Source organism: Enterobacter sp. AN-K1, assembly GCF_020971765.1.
In the GTDB taxonomy this organism is placed as follows: Bacteria; Pseudomonadota; Gammaproteobacteria; order Enterobacterales; family Enterobacteriaceae; genus Enterobacter; species Enterobacter hormaechei_C.
This window is the reverse complement of sequence record NZ_CP087390.1, coordinates 2,978,945-2,994,198: the sequence shown is the minus strand read 5'-3', so window position 1 is coordinate 2,994,198 and position 15,254 is coordinate 2,978,945. Positions and strand designations below refer to the sequence as shown.

Below are 15,254 nucleotides of genomic sequence, written 5' to 3'. Positions count from 1 at the left end.
AGATGGTAATGGAGCCCTACAATCCCCCGATGGATCCGTGGCTGGTCATTCTGTATCAGGACGAGCATATTATGGTGGTTAACAAGCCGAGCGGCTTGTTATCCGTGCCGGGGCGTCTGGAAGAGCATAAAGACAGCGTGATGACGCGTATCCAGCGTGATTATCCCCAGGCCGAGTCTGTCCATCGTCTGGATATGGCGACCAGCGGCGTGATTGTGGTGGCTCTGAATAAAGCGGCAGAACGCGAGCTGAAGCGTCAGTTCCGCGAGCGCGAGCCGAAGAAACAGTATGTCGCGCGCGTCTGGGGCCATCCGGCGCAGGCGGAAGGGCTGGTGGATTTACCGCTGATTTGCGACTGGCCGAACCGGCCAAAGCAGAAGGTGTGTTACGAAACCGGCAAGGCCGCGCAAACCGAGTATGAAGTGCTGGAGTACGCGCCGGATAACACCGCGCGCGTCCTGCTGAAGCCGATTACCGGGCGCTCCCACCAGCTGCGTGTGCATATGCTTGCGATGGGTCACCCCATTCTGGGGGACAGATTCTATGCGCCGCCGGAAGCGCTGGCGTTAGCGCCGCGCCTGCAACTGCATGCGCAGACGCTCACCATCACCCACCCTGCTTTCGGCAACGCCATGACGTTCAAAGCCCCGGTGGACTTCTGAAAAAATGGCCCGACACTGTCGGGCCATTTTTTTATTTAAAACCTTTCTGCTCTTTAATTAGCTCGTAGGCTTTCTGGATTTCCTGCGCTTTCTGTTTCGCCATCTCCATCATCTCTGGCGGCAGGCCTTTCGCCACCAGCTTATCCGGATGGTGCTCGCTCATCAGCTTACGATAGGCGCGTTTGATGGTCGTAACATCGTCAGACGGCTTCACGCCGAGGACGTTACAGGCATCTTCAAGCGTAGGGCCACGCTGCGCCTGCTGCCAGCCGCCGCCGGACGATTGCTGCTGATAACCGCCGCCAAAGTGCGCGCCGCCCTGCATCATGCGCAGGAACTGATCGAACTGCATGCGGGAAATGCCCAACTCTTCAGCAATCACATACAGGACGTCCCGTTCATTCGGATGCAGAGAGCCATCCGCGAAGGCGGCCTGGATTTGAATTTCCAGAAACATCCGAATTAAATCAAAACGCCCGAAACAGATGCTACGGAACTGCCGCATTTTTTCACGCAGCGGGTAGTGATCTGATTTACCAATCCGGAACGCATTCTGCGCCGCGATGCGGGATTCGCCGTGCAGATTCATGCGATCCATAAAGACGCTGGCCACCTGAATATCGGCTTCCGTTACGCGTCCTTTTGATTTGGTTAAGTGCCCCATCACCTCGAAGGTGGTGGAGAAAAAGAGTGACTGGCGCTCACGCTGGTTGGCAAACCAGGCCATTTTGCGGCTGCGTGCTTTATCAAACATATGGCCGATAATGAGGCCAAGAACGACACCCCAGAATCCGGCACCCATAATAATTGCGAACGCAACGCCGATTATTTTACCCCAATACTGCATATACTCCCCGAATGGTCATGTTCCTGGCCGACGCAACGCCATCATTACAGTGGTCGCGCCACGGTCAATTGAGGGACATCGCCTATAATTTGCATTATCATACTCGTCATTCGATAGCGAGCCTAACACTCTGGCGCGCAAACGGGCAGGATTAACGCTGGTACTGCGCTGATGAGTAAGATAGTCTCTGAGCGTTTGTAAGCCGTAGCCACTGATGACGGAACAATAAAATACAACGTATGAAAAAACGTATCCCCACCCTTCTGGCCACAATGATTGGCACCGCCCTGTATAGCCAACAGGGGCTCGCAGCCGATCTCGCCTCGCAGTGTATGCTTGGCGTCCCAAGTTACAATCGCCCACTGGTGAAAGGCGATACGAATGACTTACCCGTCACCATTAATGCCGACAGCGCAAAAGGTAATTATCCTGACAATGCGACCTTTACGGGCAATGTCGATATTAACCAGGGAAACAGTCGCCTGCTTGCTGACGAAGTGCAATTGCACCAGAAGCAACCGGAAGGTGCTCAGGCGCCTGTCCGTACGGTGGATGCGCTGGGTAATGTGCACTATGACGACAATCAGGTCATCCTGAAAGGTCCGAAAGCCTGGTCGAATCTGAATACCAAAGACACCAACGTCTGGGAAGGTGATTACCAGATGGTCGGTCGTCAGGGGCGCGGTACCGCGGACCTGATGAAGCAGCGCGGCGAAAACCGCTACACCATTCTCGAAAACGGCACGTTTACCTCCTGTTTGCCAGGGTCAAATACCTGGAGCGTGGTGGGCAGTGAAGTGATCCACGACCGTGAAGAACAGGTTGCAGAGATCTGGAACGCCCGTTTTAAACTCGGCCCGGTGCCCATTTTCTATAGCCCTTACCTGCAACTGCCTGTGGGTGACAAACGTCGTTCAGGTTTCCTGATCCCGAACGCCAAGTACAGCACGTCGAACTACTTTGAGTTCTACCTGCCGTACTACTGGAACATTGCGCCCAACATGGACGCCACGATCACGCCGCACTATATCCATAAGCGCGGTAACATCATGTGGGAGAACGAATTCCGCTATCTGACCAAGGCGGGCGCGGGTCTGATGGAATTTGATTATCTGCCATCAGATAAGGTGTTCCAGGACGAGCATCCGAGCGAAGGTGATAAGCACCGCTGGATGTACTACTGGAAGCACGCCGGGGTATTGGATCAGGTGTGGCGCTTCAACATCGACTACACCAAAGTCAGCGATCCGTATTACTTCAACGACTTTGATTCTAAATACGGCTCCAGTACCGACGGTTACGCCACGCAGAAATTCAGCGTGGGCTACGCCATTGAGAACTTTGACGCGACGGTGTCGACCAAACAGTTCCAGGTATTTGATACGCAAACAAACAGCACCTACGGCGCAGAGCCGCAGCTGGACGTTAACTGGTACCAGAACGATGTGGGTCCTTTCGACACGCGCGTTTACGCGCAGGCGGTCCATTTCGTCAACACCAACTCGGATATGCCGGAATCAACGCGTCTGCATATCGAGCCGACGATCAATCTGCCGTGGTCAAACGACTGGGCGAGCCTGAATACCGAAGCTAAGCTGATGGCCACCCACTACCAGCAGAAAAATCTGGACTGGTATAACAAACGCTATGGTACCGATCTTGAAGAGTCGGTAAACCGTACGCTTCCGCAATTCAAAATGGACGGGAAGCTGATCTTCGAACGTGATATGGGCCTTCTCGCCGATGGATACACCCAGACGCTTGAGCCGCGTATGCAGTATCTGTATGTGCCTTATCGCGATCAGAGCAAAATTCAAAACTACGACTCTTCCTTCCTGCAATCAGACTACAGCGGCCTGTTCCGTGACCGTACCTACGGCGGGCTTGACCGTATTGCGTCTGCTAACCAGTTAACGACTGGCGTCACAACGCGCGTATATGATGATGCTGCCGTTGAACGTTTTAACGTTTCTGTTGGTCAAATCTACTATTTCACCGAGTCTCGTACCGGTGATGACGACATTAACTGGGAGAAAGACAACAAAACGGGCTCACTGGTATGGGCGGGCGACACCTACTGGCGCATGACGGATCGTTGGGGTCTGCGCGGTGGTGTTCAGTACGATACACGACTGGACAATATCGCGACGGGCAGCGCAGCCATCGAATACCGTCGTGATGAAGACCGCATGTTGCAGTTGACGTACCGTTACGCCAGCCCGGAGTATATCCAGGCGACGCTGCCAAACTATGCGAATACAGACCAATACAAAGACGGTATTTCACAGGTGGGTACCGCCGCGAGCTGGCCGATCGCCGATCGTTGGTCAGTCGTCGGGGCCTACTACTATGACACGAATGCCCAAAAACCTGCTGACCAGATGCTGGGTCTGCAATACAACTCCTGCTGTTACGCAATACGTGTCGGTTACGAACGCAAACTTAACGGCTGGGATACGCAAAACAGTCAGGGCAAATATGATAACGTGATCGGCTTTAATATCGAGCTGCGCGGCCTGAGTTCTAACTACGGTCTGGGCACGCAGCAGATGCTGCGCTCGAACATTCTGCCGTATCGTAGTTCATTGTAATGTGCTTGATTTACAACGTAATCCGCTTTGCGGTTAATTGAAATGGAAAAAGTATGAAGAACTGGAAAACGCTGCTACTCGGTGTCGCTATGGTTGCGAATACCAGCTTCGCGGCCCCACAGGTTGTCGATAAAGTCGCGGCTGTGGTTAACAACGGCGTCGTGCTTGAAAGTGACGTTGACGGTTTGATGAAATCTGTAAAGCTCAACTCGGGCGAAGCAGGTCAACAGCTTCCGGATGACGCTACGCTGCGCCACCAGATCCTGGAGCGTCTGATCATGGATCAGATTGTTCTTCAGATGGGCCAGAAAATGGGCGTGACGATCTCTGACGAGCAGCTCGATCAGGCGATCGCCAACATTGCAAAGCAGAACAACATTACCCCGGATCAGATGCGTAGCCGCCTGGCCTACGACGGCATCAGCTATGCCACCTACCGTAATCAGATCCGTAAAGAGATGCTGATTTCAGAAGTGCGTAACAATGAAGTCCGTCGCCGCGTCACCATCCTTCCTCAGGAAGTGGATGCCCTGGCAAAACAGGTGGGGAATCAGAATGATGCCAGCACTGAGCTTAACCTGAGCCACATCCTGATCCCACTGCCGGAAAACCCAACTTCCGATCAGGCGGCTGAGGCGGAAAGCCAGGCGCGCGCTATCGTTGAGCAGGCGCGTAATGGCGATGACTTCGGCAAGCTGGCGATCACCTATTCCGCTGACCAGCAGGCGCTGAAAGGCGGCCAAATGGGCTGGGGGCGTATTCAGGAGCTGCCATCCCTGTTTGCCCAGGCGCTGAGCACGGCGAAGAAAGGCGACATCGTCGGTCCAATCCGTTCCGGTGTGGGCTTCCACATTCTGAAAGTGAACGACCTGCGCGGCCAGAGCCAGAACATTTCGGTTACCGAAGTGCATGCGCGTCATATCCTGCTTAAGCCGTCTCCGATCATGACTGACGATCAGGCTCGTGCGAAGCTGGAACAGATCGCGGCAGACATCAAGAGCGGTAAAACCACCTTCGATAAAGCGGCAAAAGAGTTCTCTCAGGATCCTGGCTCTGCAAACCAGGGCGGTGACCTGGGTTGGGCGGCAGCGGATATTTACGATCCGGCTTTCCGCGATGCGTTAATGAAGCTGAATAAAGGCCAGATGAGCGCGCCGGTACACTCCTCCTTCGGCTGGCATCTGATCCAGCTGATGGACACGCGCAACGTGGATAAAACCGACGCGGCGCAGAAAGACCGTGCGTATCGCATGCTGTTTAACCGTAAGTTCTCTGAAGAAGCCGCAACCTGGATGCAGGAACAACGCGCCAGCGCTTACGTGAAAGTGTTGAGCAACTGATGAAACCGCATCGTGTTGTGATCACCCCCGGCGAACCCGCCGGGATTGGGCCTGACCTTGTGGTTCAGCTCGCCCAGCGCAGCTGGCCGGTAGAGTTGGTTGTCTGCGCAGATGCAACACTGTTACAAGACCGGGCAGCTTTGCTCGGTCTGCCTTTAACGCTCCTCCCTTACGTTGAAGGCCAACAGCCCGCACCGCAGCAGGCGGGTACTCTCACCCTGCTTTCTGTTCCGCTCCGTGCGCCTGTTGTCCCCGGTGAGTTACACACCGAAAACGGCCACTACGTTGTCGAGACGCTGGCGCGCGCCTGTGACGGTTGCCTTCAGGGCGAATTTGCCGCCCTGATCACCGGTCCGGTGCATAAAGGCGTGATCAATGACGCGGGCATTCCGTTTACCGGGCATACCGAATTTTTCGAAGAGCGTTCGCACAGCCCGAAAGTGGTGATGATGCTGGCAACCGAAGCAATGCGCGTTGCGCTGGTAACAACGCACCTGCCGATCAAAGCCATTCCGGATGCCATTACGCCTGAACTCCTGCGTGAGATCATTGGCATTTTGCATCACGATCTGCAAACCAAATTCGGCATTCCGCAGCCGCATGTGCTGGTTTGCGGCCTGAATCCGCACGCGGGTGAGGGCGGACATATGGGCACCGAAGAGATCGACATCATCATTCCGGTGCTTGAGGAGATGCGGGCGAAGGGGATGAACCTCAGCGGGCCTCTGCCTGCCGACACCCTTTTCCAGCCCAAATACCTGGATAATGCCGACGCCGTACTCGCGATGTACCACGATCAGGGTCTGCCCGTGCTAAAATACCAGGGCTTTGGCCGCGGGGTGAATATCACCCTCGGTTTACCCTTTATTCGAACGTCCGTTGACCACGGTACTGCGCTGGATCTGGCAGGCCAGGGAAAAGCGGATGTCGGCAGTTTTATTACGGCGCTTAATCTCGCCATCAAAATGATTGTTAATACTCAATGACTAATCGAGTCCATCAGGGCCACTTAGCCCGTAAACGCTTCGGGCAAAACTTCCTCAACGATCAGTTTGTGATCGACAGTATCGTTTCTGCCATTAATCCGCAGAAAGGTCAGGCCATGGTCGAAATCGGCCCGGGTCTTGCCGCGCTGACCGAGCCGGTAGGCGAACGCCTCGACGAACTGACCGTTATCGAACTCGACCGCGATCTGGCCGCGCGTCTGCAAACGCACCCGTTCCTCGGGCCGAAGCTGACGATTTATCAGCAGGATGCGATGACCATGAACTTTGGCGAACTGTCAGAAAAAATGGGACAGCCGCTGCGCGTGTTCGGTAACCTGCCGTACAACATCTCCACCCCGCTGATGTTCCATCTGTTTAGCTATACTGATGCCATTGCCGACATGCACTTCATGTTGCAAAAAGAGGTCGTTAACCGTCTGGTTGCAGGGCCGAACAGTAAAGCGTATGGTCGTTTAAGCGTGATGGCGCAATATTACTGCAACGTGATCCCGGTATTAGAAGTACCGCCTTCCGCATTCACGCCACCGCCAAAGGTAGATTCTGCGGTTGTGCGCCTGGTGCCACATAAAACGATGCCGTACCCGGTCAAAGACCTGCGCGTGCTGAGCCGTATCACGACAGAAGCCTTTAACCAGCGCCGTAAAACGATTCGTAACAGCCTTGGCAATCTGTTTACCGTTGACGTATTAGCTGAGTTGGGCATCGACCCGGCAATGCGTGCGGAAAATATTTCCGTAGAGCAGTACTGCAAGCTGGCTAATTACATCAGCGACAATGCGCCGCCGAAGGAGAGCTAAGCCATGATTGATTCGCCCCGCGTCTGTGTTCAGGTTCAAAGCGTCTACATTGAGTCCCAATCCACACCGGATGAAGAACGTTTTGTCTTTGCTTATACCGTAACCATTCGCAATCTGGGGCGGATGCCTGTGCAACTGCTCGGGCGCTACTGGCTTATCACCAACGGCAATGGCCGTGAAATTGAAGTCCAGGGCGAAGGCGTGGTCGGTGAACAACCCCATATCGCCCCTGGCGAAGAGTATCAGTACACCAGCGGCGCGGTAATTGAAACGCCGCTGGGTACCATGCAAGGCCATTATGAAATGGTCGATGCCGACGGCAATGCTTTCCGCATTGCTATTCCCGTATTCCGTCTCGCCGTACCTACACTTATTCATTAATCTAATGTCTACATATCTGATTGGCGACGTTCACGGTTGCTACGATGAACTGATCGCATTATTAAAACAGGTCGACTTCACCCCCGGGCAGGACACGCTCTGGCTGACGGGCGACTTAGTGGCGCGCGGTCCCGGTTCCCTGGACGTCCTCCGCTATGTCAAATCGCTGGGTGACAGCGTGCGCATGGTGCTGGGCAACCACGATCTGCATCTGCTGGCCGTATATGCCGGGATCAGCCGTAATAAGCCGAAAGATCGCATTACCCCCCTGCTGGAAGCACCGGATGCCGATGAGTTGCTCAACTGGCTGCGTCGCCAGCCGCTGCTACAGATTGACGAAGAGAAAAAACTGGTGATGGCGCATGCCGGCATCACGCCTCAGTGGGATCTTGAGACGGCAAAAACCTGCGCGCGCGACGCCGAAGCGGTGCTGGCGAGCGACTCCTACCCGTTCTTCCTTGATGCGATGTACGGCGACATGCCAAATAACTGGAGTGATGACCTCAGCGGCCTGGCACGACTGCGTTTTATCACCAATGCTTTTACGCGGATGCGCTACTGCTTCCCGAACGGGCAACTGGATATGTATTGCAAAGATACGCCTGAAAATGCCCCTGCGCCGCTTAAGCCATGGTTTGCGATTCCGGGCCCCGTGACAAACGAATACAGTGTGGTATTTGGACACTGGGCATCGCTGGAAGGAAAAGGCACCCCGGAAAATATCTATGCGCTGGATACCGGATGCTGCTGGGGCGGGGATTTAACCTGCTTACGCTGGGAAGATAAAACCTACTTTGTGCAGCCATCCAACCGACAGCTGGACTTAGGCGAGGGTGAGGCAGTCGCCTCCTGAAGATGTTTATCCTCTCCCTTCGGGGAGAGGATAAAACCGTTAACGACGTTCCAGAATTTCGAAGCAGTAGCTGTGTGAGTTCTGCGCATCCGCATCGTGAAACTCACTGAATACGGACTCCCACTCGTCCGGATCGTAATCCGGGAAATGGGTATCCCCTTCCACTTCCGCATCAATGTGCGTCAGATACAGTTTCTGCGCTTTAGGCAGGAACTGCTCATACACACGCCCCCCGCCGATCACCATGATCTCTTCGGCATCGCCGCAGGCGGCAATTGCTTCATCAACGGACTTAACCCACTGAACGCGATCGTCAGTGCCCGGCTGGCTACTGATCACAATATTCTTACGACCCGGCAGTGGACGACCAATCGACTCCCAGGTCAGGCGGCCCATCACTACCGGCTTGTTTAACGTAGTACGTTTAAACCATGCGAGATCGGCAGGCAGGTTCCACGGCATGGCGTTTTCCATGCCGATAACGCGGTCTACCGCCAGCGCTGCAATCAGACTGATCATTGAAAATTTCCCGGATGCAAAAAATTGCCGCCACTATACGGAAAGCTTAATCTTTCGTCGACTGGCGGCAGGGTAAAGAATTAGAAATTTTTTAATATTGCTGGCAACTCCACTTCACGCAGAGGGTTTACTCTCCGGTTCATCCGCAGGATCACCAGTATGCTTGCCCTCTTCCGTTCCTTGCCAGCCGTGGCGCTGAACCAGCGACAGATGATTACGATCCTCGTTGATGATCTCCGTCAGCATGGTGCTGGTGCGTTTAAACACCGCAGCGCGTTCGGTTGCCGTACTGCTCGCCATCGCCACCATCTCTTCCACCATCTCATGATTAAAACGGCGGAACAGATCGGCACGCTCACGTGCCTCATACGCGCCAAGCCCCAGGCTTTCCAGCGCCATGCGGCCAGATTTGAGCGCCCCTTCGAAGGTTTCACGTTCAGGGGCTGCCACACCCGCCTGACGCAGCTGGATGTAGTGATCCACATCGCGCGCACGGGAGATAATGGTCAGATGCGGAAAATGCTCTTTAACCAGCTCAACCATCTGCATACTGGTCTCTGGATCGTCAATGGCATTAATCAACACCTCGGCTTTCGCCGCCCCGGCGGATTCCAGCAGATCAACTCGGGTCGCATCACCGTAAAACACTTTCATATCGAATTTACGCAGCGTATCGACATGGTCAGGATCGTGATCGAGGATAACCATTTTGACTCCGCTGGAGAGCAGTAAACGGCCAGTAATCTGCCCGAATCGGCCAAATCCGGCGATGATCACCCGCGGCTGCTCCTCGTCGATCTCATCGGCTTCTCGCTCCTGTTCGCTTCCCGTTTTCTCCAGACGCGTCAGCAGCACCAGCAGGATCGGCGTTGCGGCCATCGACAGCGCAACCGCCAGCGTCAGCGCTTTTGCCCATTCCGGATCAAGTACATTTGCCATCTGCGCTGCGCCAAAGACAACGAAAGCAAACTCACTCCCCTGCCCCAGCAGCACGGCAAACCAGCGGCGTTGCGGTTTTGGCACATTTAACGGGCGGGCAATCAGCCACAGCATCGCCATTTTAATGACCAGGAAACCCACCAGCAGAATGATGATGCGCAGCGGATGGGTTACCAGCGTCCCGAAGTCGATAGACATCCCGACGCCGATGAAAAACAGCCCCAGCAGCAATCCTTTAAACGGCTCGATATCGCTTTCCAGCGCGTGACGGTATTCGGAGCTTGCCAGTAAGACTCCCGCGAGGAAGGCGCCCATTGCCATCGACAGCCCGGCCTCTTCCAGCAGCAATCCAAAACCAAACACCAGGAATAACGCAACGGCGCTGAATACTTCGCGCAGGCCAGAGCGAGCAACAAAGCGCAGCAGCGGACGCGTTACGTAGCGACCAAGCAGAACAACCAGCGCCAGCGCACCGGCAACCTTCAGCGCTGATAAGGCAAATGCTCCCAGCGTCGTTGATGCGCCGCTGGTTGCCAGCAGCGGGATCATCGCCACCAGCGGGATGGCGGCAATATCCTGGAACAACAGTACGGAGAAGGTGCTGCGCCCCATTTGCGACACCGTCAGGTTACGCTCGTTCATTGCCTGCATGGCAATCGCCGTCGAGGAGAGCGCCAGCGTCATGCCGATCAGCTCTGCGACTTTCCACTCCATCCCCAGCAGAATGCAGAACCCGCCCAACAGCAGACCGCAGGCCAGCATTTGCAGGGCGCCTCCGCCAAACACCGAGGCGCGCAGTTTCCACAGCCGCTGCGGATCCAGCTCCAGACCAATCACAAACAGCATCAGCACCACGCCGATCTCCGCAAAATGCAGGATCGACTCGGCATCCGTCACCAGCCGAAAGCCCCAGGGGCCAATCACACACCCGGCAATCAGATAGCCGAGCACCGAGCCCAGCCCCAGACGAACCGCCACGGGCACAATTAATGCCGCCGCGCCGAGGTAAATCAGCGCCTGTATCAGCGTATGGCTATCCATTGTGCGTCTCCTGCCACTCAAGTAAACGTTGTTTGTAGTGACGAGCCTGCGCCTGCAAGGTTTCATCGTCGCAGACAAAGGTACAGTGCATCGCAAAAGGCGGAAGCCAGTTCAGACCGCAGTAAAGGGCAGTAGCCTGGAGCGGCTGCGCCAGCACGTCAAATCCGGGGAAAGCGCCAATCTCAAAGTGGCTTTCCCCCCCGCCGGTGGTAACAGCCCACATCAGACTTTTGCCCTGAAGCGCGTTGCCGTTGTGTCCATATGCCCACCCGTGGGAGAAAACTTTGTCGATCCACAATTTCAGCAGCGGAGGCGTGCTGTACCACTGCATCGGATGCTGCCAGACGATCAGATCGGCACGGGAGAGCGCCTCCTGTTCGGCGGCGACATCGATATTAAAATCAGGGTAGAGTTGATAGAGGGAACGTATCTCTACGTTTTCGAGCGTCCTTGCCTGCTCAAGCATCCGCTTATTCGCATGCGAGTGCTGCGGATAGGGGTGCGCATAAATTATCAGAATCATGTATATGCCCGTCTTTTACTTTTCTTGTAGCAATGAGTGTAGACAGTTACCACCCCGACTTAAAGGGGTCATCTTACGCTTCAAAGTAAATCGCAAGTATTGGCAATCATCACCACCTTAACAGCGATTACGGCGCTAAAGAAAGAAAACGACGCGTACGACAAATTCATGCCGCAAAATAATAGTAACAACTCATATTGCCAACAGATATTTTTAGAGGACCTTAAGTCATTCTTTAATAAAATAGTCTGTACATAACCCATTGAAAAAATAATAATTTTACGCTCTTTGTTTTGAGCTCATTATTTAGGCGGTCGATATACGTTTCACACACGTGTCGAATATTCCTTCTCACTCAAATGGATGTGTACATGAGCAACAAACCCTCCCAATTAAATAATACAACCAAAACTCTGGGAAAGATATTTCCTGCCTTGTTGATATGCACCCCTGCGGTTGCGTTTTCTGCAACGATTGACCAATCAACTTCTGTTCCTCAAGATTTCTCAGCCGATGCTGAATATGTTATTAATAAAGACGTGACGATATCTTCCGCAGATAGTGAAGCGGCGGTATCTGTCACTGGGTTTACTACCACTAACGCCACTAATAATGGGAATATTTCTGGCACGGGAAATGGCCTGAATATAAATACTGGTGTACAGCGCATTGTAATTAATAACGACATCGGCGCAACCATTTCCTCCACCACCGCGAATGCGGTGAATATTCAGTCAGTACTCGGTGATTTTAATAATAGTGGAAACATTACTGGCTCGGAAAATGGCATTTTTGTCAGTGAAAACTCCTCCGCAGTAAATATTACCAATACCAGCACCGGAACGATAAAAGGAAAAACAGGTCTTAGTACTCAGGTTGGTATTGGCATTAATAACAGTGGCGAAATTATCGGTACAAACGGTGATGCTATTACGGCAAATGATGGCAACACTAAGATTTTTAACAGTGCTACTGTGCAGGGAACCCAGTACGGAATCAATGTAAAAGATACAGCAAAATTAGATATCAAAAATAGCGGAACGATTAGTGGTGAAACAAACGCTATTATGTTTGCCAGCGATAAAAATAACACGCTACTGCTCGACACTGGCTCCAACCTCATCGGTGACGTAATATCCACAAATTCCAGAGGAAATACCCTGACGTTGATCGGCACGGGTTCGGAAGACAGTAACTTTGTTGGTCTGAATGAAGACGACGGCTTTGCCAGCGTCACAATGAACGGCGAAAATTGGGCGCTGTCGGGCGATCTCGATATTATTGGCTCTGGCGATTCCTTGCTGATAGACACGGGCGCGTTAACCCTGTCAGGCGCGGTATCGAATACCGGTAATACACGGGTGGCCAAAGATGCTTCGTTGCAACTGGGCGATGGCGAAAAAACCGCGACCCTCAGCGGTGGGCTCACCAACAACGGTACCGTCATTTTTAACCAGGGAAGCGATTTCACTTTCGCCACCGACATGACCGGTAGCGGTAACGTCGAAAAAGTCGATTCCAACACCCTGACCCTGACGGGCAAAAATAGCTATACAGGGGATACGGTTCTGCACGGCGGTACCACGCTGGTCTCCACCGGCGCAACGCTCGGCGTCAAGGGCAGTAACGCCACCGTTACCGTTGAAAATGGCGCGACCTTTGCCACCGCAGGCGAAGTGAACAACAACATCGAGGTTCTTAGCGGCGGTACGCTGGCGGCATGGAATGCAGTCCAGGGTAACTCCACGCTCAGCGCTTCCGGCGTCGATACCATCAACGGCAACGTGACTAATGGCGGCACGCTGTTACTCAGTGCGGCTAATAATAGCGTTGGCAATAATTTTACGATTAATGGCGACTACACCGGCTCTGACGGTAGCCAGATCGTGATGAACAGCACCCTGGGTGAAGATAATTCACCAACTGATCACCTCACTATTACGGGCAGCAGCTTCGGTCAGTCCGGCATCAGCATCACCAACATTGGCGGCGCAGGCGCGCAAACCATTAACGGTATGGAAATTGTCAGCATCGGCGGCAGTTCCGAAGCCCAACTGACGCTGGCAAAACCGGTCGTTGCAGGCGCCTGGGAATATAGCCTCTACCAGCACAGTGACGGCAACTGGTATCTGGAATCAAAGGCGACGCCTTCTGATGAGCCTTCCGATGACACCGATGACGGTGGCAATACCGATGACGGTGGCAATACTGATGATGGCGGTAATACCGATGATGGTGGTAATACCGATGATGGTGGCAACACCGACAACGGCGGCAGCACCGACAACGGCGGCAACACCGATGATGGTGGCAACACCGACAACGGCGGCAACACCGACAACGGCGGCAACACCGATAACGGCGGCAGCACCGATAACGGCGGCAGCACCGATAATGGCAGCAACACTGACAACGGCGGTAATAATACGCCGGAAGTCATGGCACCTGAAGTGGGTGCTTACTTAGGTAACTACCTTGCCGCACAGAGCATGTTCCTGCATAAGCGTGACGATCGCGACCAGATCACCTTCCGCAATGAAGACGACCTGAACACCTGGATGTACGTTAAGGGTCGCTATCACGAGAACGATGCGGGTGGCGATAAAGTCAGCTACGACACCACCACCACCGTACTGCAAGTCGGCAGCGATTTCATGAGCAAGCCAATGGATAACGGTATCCTGCGTGCTGGCGGGATGTTCGGTGCAGGCCAGGCTAAGACCCACTCTGATGCGAAGCACAACGTACGTGACGCACAGGGTAAGGTTGATGGCTTCAATGTTGGGCTGTACGCCACCTGGCAGGAAGATCAGAAATTACGTCTGGGCAGCTACGTTGATACCTGGGCCGCTTACAGCTGGTACAACAACAACGTCACCAGCAATCGCAACGATGAAGACTACGATAGTGAAGGTTTCGCCGCGTCTGTTGAAGTCGGCCACGCGTGGATAATCCAGTCTGAAAATGAACGCACCTGGAAGATCGAGCCGCAGGCGCAGGTGATTTACAGCTATCTCGATCAGGAAAATCATACCGATCGCGACGGCGTACGCGTCACTACCCTGGACAATGACAGCGTCTTTGGTCGTCTCGGCGTTAAAGCTAGCTACTTCCAGCAGAAGGACGTCAAGGCCTGGCAGCCGTACGTTGCGGTTAACTGGTTGAAAGGTGCTGGTCAAAACGATCTGGCATTCAACGACGAGACCGTCAGCAACGATACGCCGGAAGATCGTGGTCAGTTAGAGTTGGGCTTAACCGGCAACCTGAACGAAACCACGACGATCTCCCTGCGTGCCAGCTGTGAGTGGGGTGAAAACAGCTATGCCGCCTACGGCGGTCATATTTTGTTAAACCATCGCTGGTAATCGATCATCCTGAAGCAAAAAAGCAGTGGCATGTGCCACTGCTTTTTTTTAGTTATCCAGCTCGCCCATTGATTTAACCTGGTCACGGTTAATCTGTTCAGTTTGACCGGTTTCGGCGTTTTTGTACGATACCAGACCGGTATCGTCATCCACCTGCGGTTTCCCGTCAGTAACAATCGTTTTGCCATCGGTGGTTTTTACGGCCTGATTGGACGAACAGCCCGCCACGGTGAACATTGCGGTGGCAGCCAGAACGGAAGCGATCAGTAGTTTATTTTGCATGGTGTATTCCCCTGCTCTCAGTTGAATTTTCGTTATCGACCTAACTATTTTAGGCTAACTGACTGAAAGCGGATGAAAAACCAGAAGGTTCTTAAGATGGGAAAATA

At 53.7% G+C, this 15,254-nt stretch carries 13 protein-coding genes; 8 read left to right on the top strand and 5 right to left on the bottom strand.

The features are described from left to right. Positions 1-2: 2 nt before the first annotated feature. Entirely contained in the window at positions 3-662 is a 660-nt protein-coding gene (rluA, locus tag LOC22_RS14305) for a bifunctional tRNA pseudouridine(32) synthase/23S rRNA pseudouridine(746) synthase RluA (RefSeq protein WP_003856412.1), read from the top strand. Positions 663-693: 31 nt separating this feature from the next. Here rluA and djlA read toward each other — a convergent pair whose 3' ends face one another. After that, the gene (djlA, locus tag LOC22_RS14300) at positions 694-1,509 is read right to left on the bottom strand and encodes a co-chaperone DjlA (RefSeq protein WP_015572652.1); all 816 of its coding nucleotides are present in this window, start codon (positions 1,507-1,509) and stop codon (positions 694-696) included. Between the two features lie 239 nt (positions 1,510-1,748). Here djlA and lptD point away from each other — a divergent pair, with 239 nt between their 5' ends. The 6 genes from lptD to apaH are packed head-to-tail and all read left to right on the top strand — an operon-like array spanning position 1,749 to position 8,478. Then, entirely contained in the window at positions 1,749-4,100 is a 2,352-nt protein-coding gene (gene lptD / locus LOC22_RS14295) for an LPS assembly protein LptD (RefSeq protein ID WP_064489921.1), read from the top strand. 53 nt (positions 4,101-4,153) lie between these two features. Further along, complete coding sequence (gene surA / locus LOC22_RS14290) at positions 4,154-5,440, top strand: peptidylprolyl isomerase SurA (protein ID WP_017383803.1); 1,287 nt, start codon at positions 4,154-4,156, stop codon at positions 5,438-5,440. Further along, positions 5,440-6,426 (top strand): 4-hydroxythreonine-4-phosphate dehydrogenase PdxA, encoded by a 987-nt coding sequence (pdxA, locus tag LOC22_RS14285; protein ID WP_032620901.1) that lies wholly within the window; start codon positions 5,440-5,442, stop codon positions 6,424-6,426. Before surA ends, pdxA begins: the two co-directional genes overlap by 1 nt. Next, positions 6,423-7,244, top strand: coding sequence for a 16S rRNA (adenine(1518)-N(6)/adenine(1519)-N(6))-dimethyltransferase RsmA (rsmA, locus tag LOC22_RS14280; protein ID WP_003856423.1), 822 nt, complete (start codon positions 6,423-6,425; stop codon positions 7,242-7,244). The genes pdxA and rsmA overlap by 4 nt, the downstream gene beginning before the upstream one ends. Positions 7,245-7,247: 3 nt before the next feature. After that, the gene (apaG, locus tag LOC22_RS14275; protein ID WP_003856425.1) at positions 7,248-7,625 is read left to right on the top strand and encodes a Co2+/Mg2+ efflux protein ApaG; all 378 of its coding nucleotides are present in this window, start codon (positions 7,248-7,250) and stop codon (positions 7,623-7,625) included. A 4-nt stretch (positions 7,626-7,629) separates the two neighbouring features. Next, complete coding sequence (gene apaH / locus LOC22_RS14270; RefSeq protein WP_015572649.1) at positions 7,630-8,478, top strand: bis(5'-nucleosyl)-tetraphosphatase (symmetrical) ApaH; 849 nt, start codon at positions 7,630-7,632, stop codon at positions 8,476-8,478. A 39-nt stretch (positions 8,479-8,517) separates the two neighbouring features. Here the strand turns inward: apaH and folA are convergent, their stop codons facing one another. From folA to kefF, 3 genes are all read right to left on the bottom strand, one after another. Beyond that, positions 8,518-8,997, bottom strand: a complete 480-nt coding sequence (gene folA / locus LOC22_RS14265) for a type 3 dihydrofolate reductase (protein ID WP_003856431.1) — start codon at positions 8,995-8,997, stop codon at positions 8,518-8,520. Between the two features lie 114 nt (positions 8,998-9,111). After that, the gene (gene kefC, locus LOC22_RS14260; RefSeq protein WP_015572648.1) at positions 9,112-10,977 is read right to left on the bottom strand and encodes a glutathione-regulated potassium-efflux system protein KefC; all 1,866 of its coding nucleotides are present in this window, start codon (positions 10,975-10,977) and stop codon (positions 9,112-9,114) included. Further along, on the bottom strand, positions 10,970-11,500 hold the full coding sequence (kefF, locus tag LOC22_RS14255; RefSeq protein WP_017383806.1) for a glutathione-regulated potassium-efflux system oxidoreductase KefF: 531 nt from the start codon (positions 11,498-11,500) through the stop codon (positions 10,970-10,972). Before kefF ends, kefC begins: the two co-directional genes overlap by 8 nt. 371 nt (positions 11,501-11,871) lie before the next feature. Here kefF and LOC22_RS14250 point away from each other — a divergent pair, with 371 nt between their 5' ends. Beyond that, positions 11,872-14,865 (top strand): autotransporter outer membrane beta-barrel domain-containing protein, encoded by a 2,994-nt coding sequence (locus LOC22_RS14250; RefSeq protein WP_230238986.1) that lies wholly within the window; start codon positions 11,872-11,874, stop codon positions 14,863-14,865. A gap of 48 nt (positions 14,866-14,913) precedes the next feature. On the opposite strand, the gene LOC22_RS14245 is transcribed toward LOC22_RS14250, so the two are convergent. Further along, positions 14,914-15,147 carry a YgdI/YgdR family lipoprotein gene (locus LOC22_RS14245; RefSeq protein ID WP_003856439.1) on the bottom strand — a complete coding sequence of 78 codons (234 nt, stop codon included), beginning with the start codon at positions 15,145-15,147 and terminating at the stop codon, positions 14,914-14,916. Positions 15,148-15,254: the final 107 nt, after the last annotated feature.

What these genes read in the sequence shown, in the direction of transcription:
- surA (WP_017383803.1), top strand. Translation starts at nt 4,154, where the DNA reads ATGAAGAACTGGAAAACGCTGCTACTCGGTGTCGCTATGGTTGCGAAT.
- pdxA (WP_032620901.1), top strand. Translation starts at nt 5,440, where the DNA reads ATGAAACCGCATCGTGTTGTGATCACCCCCGGCGAACCCGCCGGGATT.
- LOC22_RS14245 (WP_003856439.1), bottom strand. Translation starts at nt 15,147, where the DNA reads ATGCAAAATAAACTACTGATCGCTTCCGTTCTGGCTGCCACCGCAATG.
- apaH (WP_015572649.1), top strand. Translation starts at nt 7,630, where the DNA reads ATGTCTACATATCTGATTGGCGACGTTCACGGTTGCTACGATGAACTG.
- kefC (WP_015572648.1), bottom strand. Translation starts at nt 10,977, where the DNA reads ATGGATAGCCATACGCTGATACAGGCGCTGATTTACCTCGGCGCGGCG.
- LOC22_RS14250 (WP_230238986.1), top strand. Translation starts at nt 11,872, where the DNA reads ATGAGCAACAAACCCTCCCAATTAAATAATACAACCAAAACTCTGGGA.
- folA (WP_003856431.1), bottom strand. Translation starts at nt 8,997, where the DNA reads ATGATCAGTCTGATTGCAGCGCTGGCGGTAGACCGCGTTATCGGCATG.
- lptD (WP_064489921.1), top strand. Translation starts at nt 1,749, where the DNA reads ATGAAAAAACGTATCCCCACCCTTCTGGCCACAATGATTGGCACCGCC.
- djlA (WP_015572652.1), bottom strand. Translation starts at nt 1,509, where the DNA reads ATGCAGTATTGGGGTAAAATAATCGGCGTTGCGTTCGCAATTATTATG.
- kefF (WP_017383806.1), bottom strand. Translation starts at nt 11,500, where the DNA reads ATGATTCTGATAATTTATGCGCACCCCTATCCGCAGCACTCGCATGCG.
- rluA (WP_003856412.1), top strand. Translation starts at nt 3, where the DNA reads ATGGTAATGGAGCCCTACAATCCCCCGATGGATCCGTGGCTGGTCATT.
- apaG (WP_003856425.1), top strand. Translation starts at nt 7,248, where the DNA reads ATGATTGATTCGCCCCGCGTCTGTGTTCAGGTTCAAAGCGTCTACATT.
- rsmA (WP_003856423.1), top strand. Translation starts at nt 6,423, where the DNA reads ATGACTAATCGAGTCCATCAGGGCCACTTAGCCCGTAAACGCTTCGGG.